Here is a 19207-nt window from a genome sequence, read left to right on the forward strand (position 1 = left end):
CCGAACGTCACGAGCGCCACCGCCGATGCCCAGCTCCGGCTCGCGGAATCACCTTCGGCTCGTGGAATCCTCCCGATTCAGCGAGCCGGACTGCGTTTCGCCAGCCCGAGGTCCGTCGCCGACTCGCGCCGCGTCGTCACCGCGTCACAGCGCAGGCGCGCGGACCGAGGCGTCAGGAGCCCTGTCTCGATGCTCCACTCGCGGTACGCAGTCGCCGTCGGGCGAGAAGCCAGCCCGCGCAGAACGCCAGCACGAGCAGCCCGAGCACGATCAGCGCGGCGGCGGTCGCCAGGCCCGGAGTGACGACCATCGTCCCGGGCGAGAACATCGTCTCCGAGAGCGGGGCGTACGCGAACCAGCCGAACGACACCTCGCGCGGAGTGGTCGCCGCCACGACGATCCCGATCACGACGAGCAGCGCGCCCGCGACCACGGGCAGGAGCCGGCGCCTCGTCCTCATGCTCCCTACCGTAGAGGGCGGGCGCTGCCCCGGCGGCACCGGCTACGGCGAGACCATCCCGCCGTTGACGTTCAGCGTCTCGCCGACCACGTAGCTCGACTCCGCCGACGCGAGGAAGACGTAGGCCGGCGCCTGCTCGGCCGGCTGCGCCGCGCGGCCCATCGGCGCCTCGCTCGAGCCGAACTCGGGCAGGCTCTCCGGGTCGACGCCCGCGGTCACCTGCAGCACCGACCAGGTCGGTCCCGGTGCGACGACGTTCACCCGGATGCCCTTCGACGCGAGCTGCTGGGCGAGCCCCTTGGACAGGTTGTTGATCGCGCCCTTGGTCATCGCGTAGTCGAGGCGGTCGGGCGCGGGCGTGTGCGCCTCCGCGGAGGCCGTGTTGATGATCGTCGAGCCCGCGGGGAGGTGCGGGAGCGCCGCCTTGATGATGCGGAACGGCGCGAAGACGTTGATCGCGAACATCGTCTCGAACTGCTCGTCGCTGAGCTCGAGCACGTCGTCCTGCCAGACCTGCTTGCCGGCCACGTTGACGACCGTGTCGAGGCCGCCGAGCCCCTCGACGGCCTTCGCGACCAGGTCGCGGCAGTACTGCGCGTCGGTCAGGTCGCCCGGGATCGTCACGGCGGTGCGTCCGGCCGCGCGGATCAGCTCGACGACGTGCTGCGCGTCCTCCTCCTCGTCAGGGAGGTAGGCGAGCGCGATGTCCGCGCCCTCGCGGGCGAAGGCGATCGCGACCGCCGCGCCGATGCCGGAGTCGGCGCCCGTGATCAGCGCGCGCCGCCCGGTGAGGCGGCCGGTGCCGCGGTAGCTGTCCTCACCGAGGTCCGGGACCGGGGTCATCCGCGACTGGAGGCCGGGCTCGGGCTGCTGCTGCACCGGCGGCGTGACGTTCGGGTACTGCGTGGCGGGGTTGGTGAAGGTGTACTGGTCGGGCATGGGGTCCTCCGGGGTCGTCGAGCGGGCGGGGCGCCGTCGTTCCGCGGCACCGGCCCTCCTCGACGCTAGCCGCGGCCCGCGTGCCGGCGGAGGAGGTTGACGGGCGCCCCGATCGTCCTGCGGCGCCTGCCGTCCACCCCCGGGCGATACCGTCGTAGTCATGCCGTCCCGCCCCGTCTCCGCCGCGAAGCGCCGCCTGGCCATCTCGGCCTTCATGCTCGTCTTCGGCATCGGGATGGCCTCCTGGGTCGTGCGGACCCCGGCGGTCCGCGACCTGCTCGCGGCCTCGACCGCGGAGATGGGCCTCGTCCTGCTGGGCCTCTCGGTCGGCTCGATGAGCGGAGTCCTGTCCTCCGCCGCCGTCGTCCGCCGGCAGGGGGTGCGCTTCACCGTCGTGATCGGCGGCGCCTCCTTCGTCACCGGCATCGCGCTGACCGGCCTCTTCGCCGAGCTCTCCACCCCGTTCGGCGTCGCGGCGGGCCTCGCCCTCGTCGGCTTCGGGATCGGCATCTCCGAGATCGCGCTCAACGTGGAGGGCGCCGCGCTCGAGACGCTCACGGGCCGCTCGGTCCTGCCGGCGCTGCACGGCTTCTACAGTCTCGGCACCGTCACCGGCGCGGTCGCGGGCATCGGCCTGACGGCGATCGACTTCCCCGTGGTCTGGCAGCTCGTCGGAGTCGCGGTCGTCGCGCTCGCGCTGCTGCTCACCGTCATCCGCTCCATCCCGGTCGAGACCGGTCGGGTCGAGCGCGCCGTCGCCGGCGCTCCCCGCGAGAAGGTCCGCTCGACGCCGGTCTGGCAGCAGCCGCGCGTGCTGATGCTCGGCCTGATCGTGCTCGCCCTGGCGCTGGCCGAGGGCTCGGCGACCGACTGGCTGCCGCTGCTCATGGTCGACGGCCACGGCGTCTCCGCCACCGTCGGCACCGTGGTGTTCACCGCCTTCGCCGCGGCGATGACCGTCGGCCGCTTCCTCGGCACCCCCCTGCTGGCCCGCTTCGGCAAGGCGACCGTGCTGCTGGCGAGCACCCTCGTCTCGGCGGTCGGGATCGGCATCGTCGTCTTCGCCGACAACGCCGTCGTGGCCGGCGCAGCCGTCGTCCTCTGGGGCCTGGGCGCGGCCCTCGGCTTCCCGGTCACCCTCTCCGCCGCGGGCGAGAGCGAGGACCCGACCTCCGCCGTCGCCGCGGTCGCGACCGCCGGCTACATCGCCTTCCTCGTCGGCCCGCCCCTGCTCGGCTTCCTCGGCGAGCACTTCGGCCTCCGCGGCGCGATGGCCGTCGTCCTGGTGCTGGTCGCCCTCGCCTCGCTCCTCACCTCGGCCGCGAAGCCCCGCGTCCCGCGCGAGCCCGTCCCGGCCTGACCGACGCGCCCTCGGCCGCCGATCGCGCAGCGAACCCTGCCGATCGAGCAGCCAGCGGACCGGGCCCGCGCATGCGGACCGAGGAGCCCGCGCAGCGGGCCCGCCCATAGTGATCGACCAGTCCGCCGAGCGGCCCTGCCCATGCTGATCGACCAGCCCGCCGAGCGGCCTTGCCCATCCTGATCGACCAGCCCGCCGAGCGGCCTTGCCCATGCTGATCGAGTAGCCCGCGGAGCGGGCGTATCGAGATCCACCACCGTCAGCACCTGAAGCTGCAGACCCGCCCTGCCGGTGACGGCGGGTCTCGATACGCCCCTGCGGGGCTACTCGACCAGCAAAGGCTGCGGGCAGCTCTTCCAAATGGATCCGCTGGCAGGCCCGGGCTCAGGCCGTCGCGTCCGCGACCACCCAGGGGAACGCCTCGGCCTTCGAGCGGGCGCCCTGGCGGGCCTTCGAGCGGTTCGGCTCCTCGACGTCGGCGAGCAGCCGCTCGGACTGGCGCACCAGCTCGGCGAAGCGCTCGGTGTCGAGCCAGTCGGGGCGCATCGCGAAGACGAGGTCCTCGGTGGCGGTGTTGCCGCTCGCACCGGGCGCGAACGGGCAGCCGCCCAGACCGCCGAGCGCTCCGTCGACGACGGTCGCGCCGGCGCGGACGGCGCTCAGCGCGTTGACGACGCCGGCTCCCCAGGTGTCGTGACCGTGGAAGACGATCTCGCGCGGCGGCGTCTCGGCGGCGACCCGGGAGACGAGCGAGAACACCTGCTCGGGGTGGGCCTGGCCGAGGGTGTCGCAGATCACGACGTCCTCGGCGCCCGCCGCACGCGGGTCGTTCGCGATCGCGAGCACCCGCTCCTCGGGCACCGGGCCCTCGAAGGGGCAGGTGAAGGACGTGGCGATGCAGAGCTGGATGCGCCCGCCCACCGCGTGCGCGAGGGCGACGGCGTCGGGCATCGCCTCGAGGCTGGCCTCGGTGCTGCGACCGATGTTCGCCCGGTTGTGGGAGTCGGACGCCGAGAGGCAGTACTGGAAGTTTCGCGCGCCGGCCGCCGCCGCTCGCTCGATGTGGCGCGGGGTCGCCACCCAGACCCAGCAGTGCTCGAGCTCCTCGGCGGTCAGCGCCGCGACGACCTCGAGGGTGTTGGCCATCGGCGGCACGAGATCGCCCCGCGCGAGCGAGCCGATCTCCAGCTCGGGGACGCCCGCCGCGAGGAGCGCCCGGACCAGCTCGACCTTGCGCTCGGTCGAGAGGAGCTTGCCGGTCAGCTGCAGTCCGTCGCGGAGGGTGACGTCGCGCAGCCGGACGGTGCGGTCGGCGACGGTCATCGGGTCTCCTCCGCCGCTGCGTCGTCGATCGGCTTTCGTCCGAGCATCGCCAGGACCTCCTCGGTGTCGTGGCCCAGCGCGGGCGCGAGCGTGCGGATGGGGAGCGAGCGGTCACCGAGCACCGGGACGATGCCGGGGAAGCCGACGCCCTCGATGATCCCGGCGCCCGTGTCGACGTCGAACTTCTGGATCATGTCGCGGGCCGCGTACTGCTCGTTCGTGCTGATGTCCGCGGCGGTGAGGATCGGACCGGAGGGCACGCCGCGCTCGTCGAGGATCGCGAGCGCCGCGTCCGAGGTCGTCGTGGCGGTCCAGGCGCCGATCGCGGCGTCGAGCTCGTCGCGGCGGCGCCAGCGGCCGTCGTTGGTGAGCAGGTCCGGGTCCTCGGCCAGGTCGGCGCGGCCGATGATCGCCATCAGGCGCTGGAAGATCGCGTCACCGTTGGCCGCGACCACGATGCTGGAGCCGTCGCCGCAGACGTAGGCGTTCGTCGGCGCGATGCCCTCCATCCGGCCGCCGACGCGCTCCCGGACGATGCCGTGCGCCTGGTAGTCGGGGATGAGCGACTCCATCATCGAGAACATCGCCTCGTTCAGCGCGACGTCGATCACCCGCTCGACCAGCGGTGCCGGACCGAGTCCGGCGGCGCGGCGGGTCTCGCGCTGGAAGAGCGCCATCATCACCCCGTATCCGGCGTAGAGGCCGGCGATGGAGTCGCCGATCGAGACGCCGACGCGGACGGGCGGGCGGTCCGGATCGCCGACCAGCTCGCGGAAGCCGCCCATCGCCTCGGCGACCGCCGCGAAGCCCGGCCGGCTGGAGAGCGGCCCGGTCTGGCCGAACGCCGAGATGCGGCCGATGACCAGCTCGGGGTTCGCCTCGTTCAGCACGTCCGGCCCGATGCCCCAGCGCTCGAGGGTGCCCGGACGGAAGTTCTCGAGGACGACGTCGCACTCGGCGGCGAGCCCGCGGACGGCGTCGCGGCCCTCCTCCGTGCGCAGGTCGAGCGCGACCGAGCGCTTGCTGCGGTTGAGGGTGTGGAAGAGCATCGACGTCGTCGATCCGGGGTGCAGCCGCCACTTGCGCAGCTCGTCGCCCGTGCCGGGGCGCTCGACCTTGATCACGTCGGCGCCGAAGTCGGCGAGCAGGCGGCCCGCGGTGGGGGCGGCGATGAAGTTGCCCAGCTCGAGCACGCGGACGCCGGCGAGCGGAGCGGGAGAGGGAGTCGGAGCGGAGGGAGGTGCGGTGGTCATCACGGCCTTTCGGTCTCCACGAGCGTGCCACGGATCCGCGCGCCGTCGCCGTCCGGCGCCGGAGACGCCACTCCTCCCCATCGTCCGAGCCGCGGAGTTGTCCACCGATCACCGCAGAGGCGCTCAGCCACATCGAGGTGAGCATTACTCTCCTTCCCACGGGGCTGAACGACCGCCGCCGGCGCAGCGAGCGCGGGCGGCCGAGGAGAGGGACGAGCGGATGAGTCGAACGGAACGGACGGGGCACCCCGGCCGGCGCAGGGGGAGAGCCGTCCGGCAGCTCGCGGGAGCGGGGTTGTGCACCGCCCTCGTCGGCGGGCTGCTCGGAGTGGCGGCGAGCAGCCCGCCCGCGGGTGCCGCGCCACCGGCACCGCGCAGGACGATCGAGAACACCCTGCTGCACGGCGGATCCACCAACGCGGGGGCGACCACGGTCTCGGCCTGGCTGCAGAAGGGCGAGCGGCTGAGCGCCGAGCTGCACCCGCTCAAGGGCGGGTCGGGCACGGGGGAGGGCGAGACCGGAGGCGGCACCGCCTCGATCCTCGCCCCGGACGGCGCCGTGCTCGACGCGCAGGTCTTCCCGCGGGGCGCTCCGCCGTCGGTCGCGGCCGGGGGCGACTTCGTCGCCTCGGAGACCGGCGTCTTCCGCGTGATCGTGACCGACGCCGACGTCACGGCGCCCGTCAACCTGGTCTGGAGCATCGGGGTCGCCACGGCGGCGAACGCGCCGCTCGCAGGCCGGGTCTGGTCCACCTCCTTCGGGATCCAGTCGGGTGCGAGGACGAGCTACGCGACACCCGCCGAGCGCCGCGCGACGTTCACGCTGCACGCGATCACCGAGACCGGGGCGCGCTACGACCTGACGCTCCGCGACTACGACGGCGTCGCCTCGACGCTCCAGGCGACGAACAAGGGCAACGTCCGGGTCGGGTCCTCCGATCCGTCGTACCTGTCCGTGCCGATGCCGGAGTCGACCGAGGCGCAGGGGGTCGGCGCGCAGTACGTCCAGGCGTCCGGGCGCCCCGGCATCGACGGCCTGCAGACCTACAAGCTCTTCCTGGACCCGCCCGCGGCCGATCTCCCGCTCGCGATCGCGCCCGCCTACGCCGCCCCGACGATCGAGGGGCTCGCCTATCGACGCTCCGGCTCCGGCTCGAACGCGGGCACTCTCGTCGGCACGCTCGGCACCCAGCCGGGCACGGTCGCGGCCGACATCGACGCCGACGGGGACGGGGCCTACGACGGCCCGCGCGACGTCCACCTCTCCCGCATCGTCGCGGAGCCCGGCCCGTTCGACATCGCCTGGGACGGCCTCGACGCGCGCGGCGACGCGGTCGACACCACCGACCCCGACGTCCGCTTCCGCGCCTCGATCGGGCGGACGAACGAGTTCCACGTCACCCGTGTCGATGCGGAGACGTCGGGCGGCGGCCTGTCCGTCGTGCGATCCACCGGCGGCGATGCGGCGCCGTCCGCCCTGCACTGGGACGACCACCTGCTCGCCGACTCGAACGGCGAGCGCTACTCGGTCACCTCCGCCCTCACCTCGCCGGCCGCCGGCGCGGACTCGAGCGCCGGGGTCCACCGCTGGGAGGCGGACGACTCGGGCCGGGGTCGCGTGCCGAACGCGAACGACTCCGTCCACGGCTCCTACGGCGACCTGCGCGCGATCGACGACTGGGCCGCCGGCTCCGACGGCGCGACGGCGGTCGCCGGGCTCGGCGCTCTCACCCCTCACGTCACCCTGACGAAGAGCTCGTCGGTGCCGTCCGACGTCCCGCTGCGGCCGGGCGCGCGGGTGCCGTACCGGCTGACGCTCACCTCCGACGGCTCGGGGGACGCCCGCGATGCGGCCGTCGTCGACCACCTCGACCGGGGAGTCCTCGACGACGCCGACCTCGACACCGCCTCGATCCGGACCTCGCAGGGCACGGCCACGGTCGATCCGGCGACGGGTCGGCTGGCCTGGGCGGCCGGGACCCTGCCGGTCGGCACCGTCGCCGAGCTCTCCTTCGAGGTCGTCGTGCGCACGGACCGGCCCGGGGACCGCATCCTCACGAACACGGCCTGCCTCGTGGGCGCCGCCTTCGCGCCCTCGGCCTCGGGAGTCGCGACCGATCAGAACCCGTGCGCGACCGTCCCCCACACGATCGGCCGAGGGGCGCTGTGGATCGACAAGACTGCCTCCCGGCCGTCGGCGGAGCACGGCGGGCAGGCCGGCTTCGACGTGGTCGTGGGCAACTCGGGCTCGCTCGACGCCGCCGACGTGACCGTCACCGACGTCCCGGTGCTCGAGCACCTCCTCGACGCCGTGATCGAGAACGGCGCCGGAGGCGTCCAGCCCGCGACGGAGCCTGTGACCGGGCTCGCGATCCCGGCCGGCGGGCAGATCGCCCTGCACGTCAGCGGCCGGGTGGCCGACGGCCGGGACGCCCTCACCGTGCCGAACCGGGCGACGATCTCGCAGCAGCCGGGCGGCTTCGAGCCTCCCGCGGTCCGGCACCCGTGCCCGGACGACGCCGCGTTCTCCTGCGCCGAGATCCCCGTGCCCGAGGTGCCCGTGCCCGAGGTCCCGGTGCCCGATGTTCCCGTGCCCGAGGTGCCGGTACCCGAGGTCCCTGCGCCAGGGGCCGACGGCCGTCTCGCGATCGCGAAGACCGCACTGGAGCCGACGGTCGCGCACGGCGGCCGCGCCGGCTTCCGCATCGTCGTCGCGAACATCGGCGCCCGTCCCGCGGAGGGGTTCACCCTCACCGACGTCCCGACCCTCGAGCACCTGTCCGACGTGACGATCTCGCGGGACGGCGGGCCCGCCTCCGCCGATCTCGAGGTCGAGGGCCTGGCCCTGGCGCCCGGCGCCTCGACGGTCTTCACCGTGACGGGGCGGGTCGCCGACGGCGTCGACGCCTGGACGATCGCGAATCGCGCGCGGATCGAGCGGCTGCCGCCGGGCTTCCCGCCGACCTCGGTCCAGCACCCCTGCGACGACGAGCCGACAGCCAGCTGCGCGGCGGTGTCCGTGCCCCCGGTCGGCCCCGTGCCGACGGCGCTCGCCGTCAGCGGGACGGCGGTGAGCCCGGTCGCGCTGGCAGGCGGACTGCTCCTGCTCTCGGGCGGCGGCCTCCTCGCCGCGAGGCGTCTGCGCCGACGGCGCACCGCGACTCCCGTCGAGCGCTGATCCTCCTCCTCATTTCTCCACCGGAAGGCACGAACGATGACCCACCCCCACGACGAGCTCCCGCTGCGGATCACCGAGCGCTTCGCCCTGCCCGACGGCCGCATCGGCGTCAGCGCCTGGTCGGCCCGCGATCCGGAGCAGCTCGAGCAGCAGCTCCGCACCCGGGCCGGCCGCGCCGATCCGGAGCGCGAGCCCGGCCGCCGCCTGCACCTCGTCCGCCCGCCGCTCGTGCGCATCGAGGAGCGGATCGACGGCGTCCTCCAGCCGATCGACCCGCTCCAGCGCGCCATGGTCGACGTCCGCTGGCGCACGGCCCTGACCCGCTCGCGCCGACCGGCCCGGCTGCGCCGACTCGTCGGCCCCCGGGACCTCCCCACGACCGAGCCCCCGTCGGACATCGCCCGCTGGACCGAGCGGCGCCCGCCGGGGGAGCACCCGGCCGAAGGAGAGGCGGCTCCGCTCAGCCCTTGACCGCTCCGGACGTCATGCCGGCGACGATCTGGCGGTTGAAGAAGATGTACATCACCAGCGGCGGGATGGTGATGAGCAGCACGTCCATGAAGAGCAGGTTCCAGGAGGACACCGACTGCGAGGAGAAGTTGTAGAGGGTCAGCTGCACGGTCGCGTTGTCGTCGCCGGGCAGGAAGTACAGCGCGTAGGTGAAGTCGTTGAAGACCGTCACGGCCTGCACGACGATCACCGTCACGATCACCGGCTTCAGCAGCGGCAGCACCACCGTGAAGAACAGGCGGAAGGGACCGGCGCCGTCGATGGTCGCCGCCTCGTCCAGCTCGCGGGGGATCGTCGAGACGAAGGCGCGGAACAGGAGGATGCAGAAGGAGAGGCCGAACGCGACGTGCACCGCGATCAGGCCGGGCAGCGTCTTGAAGAGCTCGAGGCCCTGCAGGACCCAGATCGTCGGGACGACGGCGGGCGGGATGATCAGGCCGGCCAGGACGAAGCCGTTGACGAGCGGGTTCCACTTCGAGCGGCGGCGCTGGAGGACGTAGCCGACCATCGCGGCCAGGACCACCATCACCGTCACGGAGACGATCGTCAGGATCGCGCTGTTCGCGAAGGCCCGCAGCAGCACGAAGTTCCGTGCCGAGACCACCTCCTGCAGGTTCTCGAGGAACACCCACTGGGTCGGCAGGGTGAAGCCGAGCAGCGACGACTCCTGCTGCGTCTTCGCGGCGGTGAGCACGATGAAGAGGAAGGGGACGATGAAGACGAGGACGGCGAGGACGATCGCGAGGATCCCGCCGCCGTAGCGCCAGGTCCGGGAGCCGCGGCCGACGCCGCGCTGGCGCACCTTGGCGCGCAGCGGGTCGTCCTGGAGCGGGGTCGGCGAGAGCGGGGCGGGCGTGAGCGGCGTGGTGGTCACAGCTCCTTGTCCTTCCGGTTCAGCCAGGCCGACAGCGGGAAGATCAGCGCTGCGACGACGAGGAAGAGGATGACGTTGCCGGCGGTCGAGAGTCCGTAGAAGCCGGCCTGGTACTGCTTGTAGATGACCGAGGCGACCACGTCGCTGGTGAAGCCCGGCCCGCCCTTGGTCATCGCCCAGATCAGATCGAAGGAGCGCAGCCCGCCGATCAGCGAGAGGAGGATCACCGTCACGGTGGCGGGGCGCAGCAGCGGCAGCGTGATGTGCCGGAAGTTGTGCCAGGCGCCGGCGCCGTCGACGCGGGCGGCCTCGAAGTAGTCCTGCGGGATCGCGACGATGCCGGCGATGTAGATGAGCGTCGCGAGTCCGACGCCCTTCCAGACGTCGACGAGCGCGACCGAGAAGAGAGCCCACTGCGGGTCGGTGAGCCAGCCCGGACCGGCGAGGCCGATCGTCGCGAGGCCCTGGTTGATCAGGCCGTCGAACGGGTCGAGCAGCACCTTGAAGGTGATGCCGATGCCGATCGTCGACACCAGCACCGGGAAGAACACCACGCTGCGGAGGAAGCCGCGGCCGATGATCTGCGAGCTCAGCAGCACGCCGAGCGCCATGCCGAGCACGATCTTCAGGCCCGAGGTGATCGCCGCGTAGATGAAGGTGTTCACGAAGCCGGTCGTCAGCGCCGGGTCCTGGAAGAACTCGACGAAGTTCTCGAAGCCGATGAAGGTCGAGTCGAAGAGCGTCCAGCGGGTGAGGGAGAAGTAGAGGGAGGCGACCGTCGGGACGAGGAACAGGACCACGTAGAAGACGCCGGCCGGGAGGTAGAACCACGTCGGGTACGGGCTCTTCATGGCCTTGCGCCGTTTCGGCGGCTCGGGGGAGCGGGAGGGTTCGGAGCGCCGGGCCGGGCGCTTCTCCATCGTTGCGGTCATCAGATCTCCGTCGATCGGCCGGGGGAGGGGTGGGAGGGCGGTGCGCCCGGGGGAAGGGGCCGGGAGCGGAGGGGCTGCCTCCGCTCCCGGCCCCCGCGGCTCACCAGCCGTCGAGGCCGAGCTGCTTGGCCTGTTTCGTGACGTCGTCGTCGTACTGCTGAGCACCCTCCGCGGCGGGCGTGATGCCCGAGCCGACGGCGACGGTGATCTGCTCGAGCGCCGGTCCCTTGATCGGCGAGAGGAACTCGAGCGCGAGGCCCGTGTCACCACTGTCGAAGTAGGGCTGCATGTCCGACACGAGGGCGGGCACGTCGTCGGGCAGCGTGCAGCCGTCGATCACGAACGGACCCTGGGGCGCGGCGATCTCGCTCTGGATGTCGCAGCTCTCGGGGGTGACCAGGAAGGCCATCAGCTTCTTGGCGCTCTCGAGCTTCGCGCCCTCGGTCGACTTCGGCACGTAGACCGCGTTGGGCTGCCAGACGGTCAGCGGGTTGGAGTCGGCCGACTCGCCGGGCAGCGGGAAGAGGCCGACCTTGTCGAGCGAGTCCGGGTAGTTCTGGATCAGCGGGCCGGCCGCGAAGGTCAGCATCGGGTACTGCGCGCCCTCGCCGGTCGCGACCATGCGGACGCCGTCGTCGTAGGTGGCCGAGGCGTAGTCCTCGTTCACCAGCCCCGACTCGGCGACCTGCTGCAGGTGCTCGAAGCCGGCCAGCGCGGGCTCGTCGACGTACTTGGCCTCGTTGGCCGTGTACTGGGTCGCCCACTCCGGGTCCTGCTCCAGCACGTTGGCGAAGTCGCCGAGCACGAAGAGCTGCGAGGTCCAGGTGTCGCCGTAGGTCTGGATGATCGGCGCGACGTCGCCGGCGGCCTTGATCTTCTCGCTGTTCGCGATGAACTCGTCCCAGGTCTTCGGCACGGTCAGTCCGAGGCTGCTGTAGACGTCCTTGTTGTAGAGGACCGCGCCGCCCATCGCCTGGCCGAGCGGGATGCCGTAGAGGTCCGAGTCGGTCGAGACCACGGTGCGGAAGCCCTCGTCGAGCGAGTCGACCCAGGGCTCGTCCGAGAGCGGCGCGAGGTTCTGGTCGGGGTTCAGCGCCTGGAAGAGCGAGCCCGAGTTGTAGGCGAAGACGTCGTTCATCTCGCCGGTGGCGAGGCGCGTCTTGATCAGGTTGTCGCCCTCGCTGCCCTGCGGCCGGGTCTCGATGTCGAGGGTGATTCCGTCGTTCTCCTCCTCGAACTTCGTCTTCAGCGCGTCCCAGAGCTCGACGGTCGCCGTCTGGTTGTCGATGAGCACGCTGAGCGTGGAGCCGTCGGCGGAATCGCCTCCTCCTCCGGTGCTGCAGCCGGTGAGCGCGAGAGCGAGAGCCGCTCCTCCTGCGCCGAGGGCGAGCACTGCTCGCCGGTTCTGTCGGGTCGACATCACTACCTCCATGTAGGGACAACTTCTTCGTTGCGGGGGTGCCCGGGGGCTGTCGTCCTGCTCGCCGGACCGTTCGGAAGGCCGGGCCGCGGGGCGACGCAGGGAGAACCTACGTCCGCGTCGTGAAACGTGTCAACGAAATCGGGCAAATTCGTGGATCGATCTACACGATCGAGAATGAACCGTTACAGTGGCGTTCGCGGAGGCCCCGATCGGGGCGCCGTCAGAGCACGGCAGCACGGCAGCACGGCAGCACGGCAGCACAGCAGCACGGCAGCACGGCAGCAGCGACAGCGCGAGGAGGCGATGATGAGCTCGATCGAGACCGGCCACACCGGCCCCGCGACCATTCAGGACGTCGCGCTGCACGCCGGCGTCTCGCGGGCCGCGGTCTCCAAGGTCATCCGCAACGCCTACGGCGTCAGCGCCTCGATGCGGGAGCGGGTCACCGCCGCGATCGAGGAGCTCGACTACCGGCCGAGCGTTGCGGCTCGCGCCATGCGCGGGGCCAGCTTCACCATCGGCGTCGAGGTGCCCTCGCTCGGCAACTCCTTCTTCAACCGCATCGTCACCGGCGCCTCCGCCGCGCTCGAGGGCAGCCGCTACCAGCTGATCGTCGCTCCCGCGCAGAGCGACTCCGGCGAGGGCTTCCGCGCGATCGAGGCGCTCTTCGACCGCCAGGTCGACGGGATGATCGCCGTCTCGCCGATGGTCGAGCCCGCCTGGCTCGAGCGGCTGGCCGCCCGCACGCCGATCGTGATGCTCGGCCGGCACGACGACTCCACCGGCTACGACACCGTCACCAACGACGACGTCGCGGGGACCGACCTCGTCCTCGATCATCTGCTGGAGCTCGGGCACCGCCGCATCGCGCACCTCACCATCAGCGACGACATCACCAGCCGGGTGGCCGCAGCGCCGCACTCGGTGCGTCTCGTCCGGTACCGCGAGCGGATGGTGTCGGCGGGTCTCGCGGACGAGCTGCAGGTCGTCCACCTCGGCACGGAGCGCCTCGACGCCTACGAGCGTTCGCTCGAGCTCCTCCGCTCGCCCGACCGGCCGACCGCCGTCTTCGCGGGCAACGACGCGCTCGCGCTCGACGCGCTCTGGGCGCGCGACGAGCTCGGGCTCACCGCGGCCGACGTCGCGATCGTCGGCTACGACGACATCGAGGTCGCCGGGCACCCCGGGATCTCGCTGACGACCGTCGACCAGTCGGGCGAGGAGCTCGGCGACCGCGCCGTGCGCCTCCTGCTCGAGCGCCTCGAGGGCCGGACCGAGCCGGTGCACTTCCAGCTCACCCCCGTGCTGCGCATCCGCTCCTCCTCCGCGCCGGGCGCCCCGCGCCACCGGCCGACCTCCCACGACCACCCCTGACACCCCGACCACTCCGACCACCCCGACCACTCCTGACAGAAGGACGATGATGACCGACTGGACCGCCCGCTTCACGGCGCCCGCCGCCGCCCTGGACGCCGCCCCGCTGCTCCGCCGCGAGACCGCCCTCGAGACCGGGCACGGCGACGTCGTCTCCGCGACCCTCCGCCTCTCGGCGCTGGGCATCGTCGAGGCCTGGATCGACGGCGAGCCCGTCTCGGACGAGCTCTTCACCCCCGGCTGGACGAGCTACGAGTGGCGCCTGCGCTACTCCGAGCACGACGTCACGAGCCTGATCTCCGGCGACTCCGTGGTGCTCGCCCTCGCGCTGGGCGACGGCTGGTACCGCGGCCGCCTGACCTGGGGCGAGGGCGCCGAGCCCTACGGCACCGAGATCGCCGGCTTCGCCGAGCTGCGGATCACCTTCGCGGACGGCGCCGAGCAGGTCGTCGCGACCGACGACTCCTGGCGCGCCGCGACCGGATCGACGACCGCCGACAGCATCTACGACGGCCAGGACATCGACGCCCGCCTCGAGCCGCAGGGCTGGAAGAGCGCCGGCTTCGACGACTCCGCCTGGACCGCGACCCGCGAGCTCGACGTCGACCTCTCGACGCTCGAGCCCTACATCGCGCCGCCGGTCCGCCGCCTGCGCGAGGTCGCGCCGCAGAAGATCTGGACGAGCCCGTCCGGCCGCACCCTCGTCGACTTCGGCGAGAACCTCGTCGGCTGGCTGCGCGTCGAGGTCACCGGCCCGGAGGGGAGCACGGTCACGCTGCGCCACGCCGAGGTCCTCGAGGACGACGAGCTGGGCGTCCGCCCGCTCCGCGAGGCGAAGGCCACCGACCGCTTCACCCTCTCGGGCGGCGCGGACGTCTTCGAGCCGACCCTCACGTTTCACGGCTTCCGCTACGCCGAGGTCGAGGGCTGGCCCGGGGAGTCGATCGCCGACGGCGCCCTCACCGCGGTCGTCGTCAGCAGCGACCTGCGCCGGATCGGCACCTTCCGCAGCTCCGACGACCTCGTCAACCAGCTGCACGACAACGTCTACCGCGGCATGGTCGGCAACTTCCTCGACGTGCCGACCGACTGCCCGCAGCGCGACGAGCGCCTCGGCTGGACCGGCGACATCGCCGCGTTCGCCTCGACCGCCGTCTACCTCGCCGACGCCGAGGACTTCCTCCGCGACTGGCTCCGCGACCTCGCCCTCGAGCAGGCGCACCACGACGGCGCCGTCCCGTTCGTCGTGCCGGACGTGCTGAAGCGCCGCGCGGCCGAGACCAGCTTCCCTCCTATGGACTCCACCGCGCTGTGGAGCGACGCCGCGGCCTGGGTGCCGTGGGCGGTCTGGGAGGCCTACGGCGACCCGGTCGTGCTCGAGGAGTCGTTCGCGTCGATGGCCTCGCACGCCCGCCGGGTGCGCTCGAAGCTCTCCGACTCGGGGGTCTGGGACACCGGCTTCCAGTTCGGCGACTGGCTCGACCCCGACGCGGCGCCCGACAAGCCCGCCGACGCGAAGGCCGACACCGGCGTCGTCGCGACGGCCTGTGCCTACCGCACGGCCCGCATCGTCGCCGAGAGCGCCGCCGTGCTCGGCCGCACCGAGGACGCGCAGGAGTTCACCGAGATGGCGGCCGAGCTGCGTGCTGCCTTCCGCGCGAAGTACGTCGCCGATCAGCGCGTCTTCAGCGACTGCACCACCGTCTACTCCCTCGCGATCGTCTTCGGCCTGCTCGACGACGACGAGCTCGGCTGGGCCGGCGACCGCCTCGCCGAGCTGGTCGCCGAGAGCGGCTACACGATCTCCACCGGCTTCGCGGGCACGCCCTTCATCACCGACGCGCTCTCCTCGACCGGCCACATCGACGCCGCGTACCGCCTGCTGCTGCAGCGCGAGTGCCCGTCCTGGCTGTACCCGGTGACGATGGGCGCGACCACGGTCTGGGAGCGCTGGGACTCGATGCTGCCCGACGGCACCATCAACCCCGGCGAGATGACGAGCTTCAACCACTACGCGCTCGGCGCCGTCGCCGACTGGCTGCACCGCGTCGTCGGCGGCCTCGCGCCGCTGGAGCCCGGCTACTCCCGCCTGCTGGTCGCACCGCAGCCCGGCACCGACCTCGACTGGGCGGAGTCCACGCTCGAGACCCCGCACGGCCTGGCCTCGGTCCGCTGGGACCGCCGCGGCGACGCGATCGAGCTGGCCGTCACCGTCCCGGAGGGCGCGACCGCCGTCGTCCGCACGGCCGGCACCGAGGACCGCGAGCTCGCCTCGGGCGCGCACACGCTGACGCTCTGAGTGCGGAGGGCCCGACGCTTCCGAGCGTCGGGCCCTCCTCCCTCAGACCTCCGCGATGTGGTCGCGGACAAGGGTGCCGAAGCGCCCTCTCGGAACGGGCGAACCGCGGAGCATCAATTTGAGCCCGGGTGATCCGGCGATGCGCCGGAGTGCCAGTGCCGCATCGCGCCGAGCCCCGGACTGCGCATCCTCGCCGATCCGCCACCCGCCGATGTCCTCCGCACGGTGCGCATCTCTGATCTCCATCAGGTTGTAGAGGTCGACGAGATCCTTCTGGGCCCGGCGCGACTCGTAGGCGAGTGCTTTGATGATCAGCGCTCGCTCGACGCCGGGGACCCGAGTCGAGAACGCGAGGTGCGTCTCGTCGAGCAGGACCGCCGTCACGCTGAGTTCGAGCGTTCCGTGCAGTGCCAGATCCAGACCGGGCGCACTGTCGAATCCCCGGCCGCCGTGCTCGGTGCTCTCGAACCTTCCCGTCAGGGACGGCACCAGGACATCGATCACCCGTGCACCCGAGGTGTAGTGGTTGCCTGCCGCCGGCGTGTATCCGAGCCTGATCAGCACGTCGTGCAGCGTCCCCTGGGCGGCGATGAGCGGGGACACCGCGGCATCCGCGTCGGCGGTCCGGCGCACGATCGATCCCGGACTCGGGTACGCACCGGAGAGAAGTGCCACCATCTGCCCGCCGACGATGCAGGCGTCTTCCATGTCGGCGATCGCGAGCGACGCGTCCTTCAGGGCGTGGAGCGCGGCGTCATCGGCTCCGGACGTCGAGGGAAGGACGACGGACCTCATCTGAACCATGCCAGCTCCTTGTCGAGGAGGTGATCAACGGCCTCGTCCACGTCGGAACCACCGGTCCGCTTCAGATCCCAGGCGGCGATGAGCGGGTCGACCGTCCTCCCGGTCGGATACCACGCGGTCGCCGTCGCCCAGAGAGTCCGGTCCGCCGGAACGACGACCCGCAGCGTGGCCTCAGGGGAATCCGTCTCCGCGAAGCCCGACGACTCCAGCGGGAGGCTGGTCTCCGCGTAGAGGACGGCGGACGTCGGGATCCTCCAGGGGGCGATCGCGTCGGCGGCGCTGTCGCCGGAGAGCAGTGCCCTCGGGCCCGACTTCCAAGCGCGTTCAGCCTGTTCGATCACCGGCCGGCTCGAGTACCAGAGCTGCGAGAGGCCGCCTGCGCCCGGATAGTCCGTGAGGAACCGGTCGAGGAGTGAGCGGGGGTCGCGCGCGATCCATCCACGGGTGGTCTTCTCCGCCAGGCCCGAGTCGGCTGCGAGCAGATTCGAGACGGTCACCTGCGAGACCCCGCACTCGCGCGCCAGCTCCGACTGGAACCGAGGTTCAGGTGTCCTCGTCAGGACTCGCTGGAGCGCGAAGAGCGCGGCGGACACGCGCCGGTGCCCGCTGTTCGGCTGCCGATCGTCCGCCGCCGGGGTGAGTTCTTCTCCGCGAAGGATGACGACTCCATCGGTGGTGCCGAAGAGCGCCACTCGAGGATCGGCGAGCGCGACACGTCGGCTGATGCTGTTGATCCGGGGGGTCACGAATCCGATCGTCGTTCCTGCAGCCGCCGCCGCCACCTGCTGGCGCATTTCGCGCGCGGTGGGGGGGCGGGACAGGAAGACGAGGCGCACATCGATCCGCGCTCCGGAGGGAGGGGTGATCTGCACGTCGCGCGGGCTGAGGATGCGCGCTGCTGCTCCCGCATCCGAGAGCAACTCCTGGAGCGGTAGCGCGGTGTCGACTCGGGTCATGAAGGCAGGATATAACCGTTTGAACGATTTTGTTCAGAAGGTTATATCTGACTGTTTGCTGGGTGGTCTTCAACGCGTCGCGCGTCACGCCGCGACGGCGTCCTCCAGCGGGTCGGTGGGCTCGTCCGGCTCGAAGGAGTCCGGCTCGGCGAGGACCGCGACGGGCGCGAGAGGGGCCCGACTCTCAGAGTCCGCGTCGTCCTCCGCCGGTGCCGCGACCTCCGCCAGGCGTACGCGCTCGACCGCCGCGATCAGCACGGCGAAGGCGACCTCGAGGGTGTCGGTGTCGCGCAGCAGGACGCGCTCGCCGGTCGCGCCGTCCAGGCGCAGCGTGCGGAAGACGGGCTGCGGCAGGTCGTCGGCGAAGGTGATCAGACCGTGGACGACACCGGTGCGGCGGGCGCGGGCGATCCAGCGGTTGGAGTGGGTGCGGAGAAGGATCATGACCGGGACCGTCCTGGCTGCTGGTGGTGCGCGGTGAGGGGGGAAGTGGATCCTCTCCGAGCATCCTGCACAGGAGCCCCGTGTGCCTGTGCTTGACAGAAAAGTCCTCGCGCGTCAGCGCACCCGGACGCGCGCTCGGGCCGCCGCGCGCAGGGCCTCGACGAACTCCGGCACCACCGGATTCCCGGTGTCACGGACGAGCACGCCGATCTCGCGCACCGCTCGCGGATCGTCGATCGGGATCTCGCGCACGCCGTCCTCGATCGAGGAGGGGCTCGGCGGCAGGATCGTCAGACCGAGCCCCGCGGCGGCCAGCCCGCGCGCAGCCCGGTAGTCGCCGACCTCGAAGGCCGGCTCGGGGTCGCGGCCCTCGAAGGACAGCAGTCGCCGGGCCGACTCGTGCAGGCCGTAGCCGGGCGAGAGCATGATCAGGTCGAGGCCGCGCAGCTCCTCGACCGTCACGGAGCGGCGGGAGGCGAGCGGGTGCCGGTCGTCGACGACGGCGAGCAGCGGCTCCGTGTAGAGGGTGGTCGTGGTGGTGCCCGGCAGCTCCGGCGGGTCGGCGACGATCGCCAGCTCCGACTCGCCGTCGGCGACGGCCCGGAGGCACAGCGCGCGCGAGCCGTGGCGGAGGCCGAAGCCGACGCGCGGCCAGCGGCGGCGGAAGCGCCGGATCACATCGGGGACGAACGTCTCGCCGAGCAGGGTCTGGAAGGCGATCGCGATGCGGCCGTCCTCGAGGTCGCGGGCCTGCTGCACCTCGGTCAGGCCCGCGCGGATCAGCGCCAGGCCGTCCTGCGCGACGTCCGCGAGCCGCCGGCCGGCCTCGGTGAGCACGACGCCTCGGCCCTCGCGGCGGACCAGGGGAGCGCCGACCAGCTCCGACAGGCGCGCGAGCGAGCGGCTCGCGGTGGGCTGCGGCACGCCGAGCTCGGCGGCCGCGGCGGTGACGCTCCCGGTCTGCGCGACGGCGACGAGCGTCGGCAGCAACCGGAGGATCGCGGGCTCATCCATGCCTCCAGCGTATAGGTCGGCACGCGACAGGCATTGGTCATGCGTTCGCCGCGGTTCTAACCTC

The 19207-nt window shown here is 72.3% G+C and carries 16 protein-coding genes; 5 read left to right on the forward strand and 11 right to left on the reverse strand.

The window, feature by feature from the left end:
• Positions 1-172 precede the first annotated feature (172 nt).
• Both EDF45_RS13885 and EDF45_RS13890 read right to left on the reverse strand, forming a co-directional pair.
• Complete coding sequence (locus EDF45_RS13885; protein WP_148060289.1) at positions 173-460, reverse strand: hypothetical protein; 288 nt, start codon at positions 458-460, stop codon at positions 173-175.
• 42 nt (positions 461-502) lie between these two features.
• Positions 503-1399, reverse strand: coding sequence for an SDR family oxidoreductase (locus EDF45_RS13890; protein ID WP_123736657.1), 897 nt, complete (start codon positions 1397-1399; stop codon positions 503-505).
• Between the two features lie 160 nt (positions 1400-1559).
• Here EDF45_RS13890 and EDF45_RS13895 point away from each other — a divergent pair, with 160 nt between their 5' ends.
• On the forward strand, positions 1560-2759 hold the full coding sequence (locus EDF45_RS13895; protein ID WP_123736658.1) for an MFS transporter: 1200 nt from the start codon (positions 1560-1562) through the stop codon (positions 2757-2759).
• A 384-nt stretch (positions 2760-3143) separates the two neighbouring features.
• Here EDF45_RS13895 and EDF45_RS13900 read toward each other — a convergent pair whose 3' ends face one another.
• A complete protein-coding gene (locus tag EDF45_RS13900; RefSeq protein WP_123736659.1) occupies positions 3144-4082 on the reverse strand; it encodes a hydroxymethylglutaryl-CoA lyase in 939 nt (312 codons plus the stop codon).
• Positions 4079-5335 (reverse strand): CaiB/BaiF CoA-transferase family protein, encoded by a 1257-nt coding sequence (locus EDF45_RS13905; RefSeq protein WP_123736660.1) that lies wholly within the window; start codon positions 5333-5335, stop codon positions 4079-4081. The genes EDF45_RS13900 and EDF45_RS13905 overlap by 4 nt, the downstream gene beginning before the upstream one ends.
• Positions 5336-5630: 295 nt before the next feature.
• Here EDF45_RS13905 and EDF45_RS13910 point away from each other — a divergent pair, with 295 nt between their 5' ends.
• Positions 5631-8513 carry a DUF11 domain-containing protein gene (locus EDF45_RS13910; protein WP_123736661.1) on the forward strand — a complete coding sequence of 961 codons (2883 nt, stop codon included), beginning with the start codon at positions 5631-5633 and terminating at the stop codon, positions 8511-8513.
• Between the two features lie 36 nt (positions 8514-8549).
• Complete coding sequence (locus EDF45_RS13915) at positions 8550-8984, forward strand: hypothetical protein (RefSeq protein WP_123736662.1); 435 nt, start codon at positions 8550-8552, stop codon at positions 8982-8984.
• On the opposite strand, the gene EDF45_RS13920 is transcribed toward EDF45_RS13915, so the two are convergent.
• From EDF45_RS13920 to EDF45_RS13930, 3 genes are all read right to left on the reverse strand, one after another.
• Positions 8974-9771 carry a carbohydrate ABC transporter permease gene (locus EDF45_RS13920; protein ID WP_372487890.1) on the reverse strand — a complete coding sequence of 266 codons (798 nt, stop codon included), beginning with the start codon at positions 9769-9771 and terminating at the stop codon, positions 8974-8976. The genes EDF45_RS13915 and EDF45_RS13920 overlap by 11 nt on opposite strands.
• A 122-nt stretch (positions 9772-9893) precedes the next feature.
• Entirely contained in the window at positions 9894-10829 is a 936-nt protein-coding gene (locus tag EDF45_RS13925; RefSeq protein ID WP_123705466.1) for a carbohydrate ABC transporter permease, read from the reverse strand.
• A gap of 100 nt (positions 10830-10929) precedes the next feature.
• The gene (locus EDF45_RS13930) at positions 10930-12249 is read right to left on the reverse strand and encodes an ABC transporter substrate-binding protein (RefSeq protein WP_260312206.1); all 1320 of its coding nucleotides are present in this window, start codon (positions 12247-12249) and stop codon (positions 10930-10932) included.
• A gap of 309 nt (positions 12250-12558) precedes the next feature.
• On the opposite strand from EDF45_RS13930, the gene EDF45_RS13935 reads away from it, so the two are divergent.
• Both EDF45_RS13935 and EDF45_RS13940 read left to right on the forward strand, forming a co-directional pair.
• A complete protein-coding gene (locus EDF45_RS13935; protein WP_123736809.1) occupies positions 12559-13626 on the forward strand; it encodes a LacI family DNA-binding transcriptional regulator in 1068 nt (355 codons plus the stop codon).
• A gap of 49 nt (positions 13627-13675) precedes the next feature.
• A complete protein-coding gene (locus EDF45_RS13940) occupies positions 13676-15925 on the forward strand; it encodes an alpha-L-rhamnosidase (RefSeq protein WP_221181130.1) in 2250 nt (749 codons plus the stop codon).
• A 42-nt stretch (positions 15926-15967) separates the two neighbouring features.
• Here the strand turns inward: EDF45_RS13940 and EDF45_RS13945 are convergent, their stop codons facing one another.
• The 4 genes from EDF45_RS13945 to EDF45_RS13960 form a co-directional block, all read right to left on the reverse strand.
• Positions 15968-16633 carry a hypothetical protein gene (locus EDF45_RS13945; protein WP_148060290.1) on the reverse strand — a complete coding sequence of 222 codons (666 nt, stop codon included), beginning with the start codon at positions 16631-16633 and terminating at the stop codon, positions 15968-15970.
• 83 nt (positions 16634-16716) lie between these two features.
• Positions 16717-17685 carry a hypothetical protein gene (locus EDF45_RS13950; RefSeq protein WP_123736666.1) on the reverse strand — a complete coding sequence of 323 codons (969 nt, stop codon included), beginning with the start codon at positions 17683-17685 and terminating at the stop codon, positions 16717-16719.
• An 84-nt stretch (positions 17686-17769) separates the two neighbouring features.
• Complete coding sequence (locus EDF45_RS13955; RefSeq protein ID WP_123736667.1) at positions 17770-18129, reverse strand: hypothetical protein; 360 nt, start codon at positions 18127-18129, stop codon at positions 17770-17772.
• A 114-nt stretch (positions 18130-18243) separates the two neighbouring features.
• Positions 18244-19143: a LysR family transcriptional regulator gene (locus EDF45_RS13960; RefSeq protein ID WP_123736668.1), complete on the reverse strand. Its 900-nt coding sequence runs from the start codon at positions 19141-19143 to the stop codon at positions 18244-18246.
• Positions 19144-19207: the final 64 nt, after the last annotated feature.

Origin of the sequence: Rathayibacter sp. PhB186, assembly GCF_003751825.1 — a bacterium.
Lineage (GTDB): Bacteria > Actinomycetota > Actinomycetes > Actinomycetales > Microbacteriaceae > Rathayibacter > Rathayibacter festucae.

Bases quoted from the DNA above. Each gene is read 5' to 3' on its own strand.
- EDF45_RS13885 (WP_148060289.1), bottom strand. From the start codon at position 460: ATGAGGACGAGGCGCCGGCTCCTGCCCGTGGTCGCGGGCGCGCTGCTC.
- EDF45_RS13890 (WP_123736657.1), bottom strand. From the start codon at position 1,399: ATGCCCGACCAGTACACCTTCACCAACCCCGCCACGCAGTACCCGAAC.
- EDF45_RS13895 (WP_123736658.1), top strand. From the start codon at position 1,560: ATGCCGTCCCGCCCCGTCTCCGCCGCGAAGCGCCGCCTGGCCATCTCG.
- EDF45_RS13900 (WP_123736659.1), bottom strand. From the start codon at position 4,082: ATGACCGTCGCCGACCGCACCGTCCGGCTGCGCGACGTCACCCTCCGC.
- EDF45_RS13905 (WP_123736660.1), bottom strand. From the start codon at position 5,335: ATGACCACCGCACCTCCCTCCGCTCCGACTCCCTCTCCCGCTCCGCTC.
- EDF45_RS13915 (WP_123736662.1), top strand. From the start codon at position 8,550: ATGACCCACCCCCACGACGAGCTCCCGCTGCGGATCACCGAGCGCTTC.
- EDF45_RS13925 (WP_123705466.1), bottom strand. From the start codon at position 10,829: ATGACCGCAACGATGGAGAAGCGCCCGGCCCGGCGCTCCGAACCCTCC.
- EDF45_RS13930 (WP_260312206.1), bottom strand. From the start codon at position 12,249: ATGTCGACCCGACAGAACCGGCGAGCAGTGCTCGCCCTCGGCGCAGGA.
- EDF45_RS13935 (WP_123736809.1), top strand. From the start codon at position 12,559: ATGAGCTCGATCGAGACCGGCCACACCGGCCCCGCGACCATTCAGGAC.
- EDF45_RS13940 (WP_221181130.1), top strand. From the start codon at position 13,676: ATGACCGACTGGACCGCCCGCTTCACGGCGCCCGCCGCCGCCCTGGAC.
- EDF45_RS13945 (WP_148060290.1), bottom strand. From the start codon at position 16,633: ATGGAAGACGCCTGCATCGTCGGCGGGCAGATGGTGGCACTTCTCTCC.
- EDF45_RS13950 (WP_123736666.1), bottom strand. From the start codon at position 17,685: ATGACCCGAGTCGACACCGCGCTACCGCTCCAGGAGTTGCTCTCGGAT.
- EDF45_RS13955 (WP_123736667.1), bottom strand. From the start codon at position 18,129: ATGATCCTTCTCCGCACCCACTCCAACCGCTGGATCGCCCGCGCCCGC.
- EDF45_RS13960 (WP_123736668.1), bottom strand. From the start codon at position 19,143: ATGGATGAGCCCGCGATCCTCCGGTTGCTGCCGACGCTCGTCGCCGTC.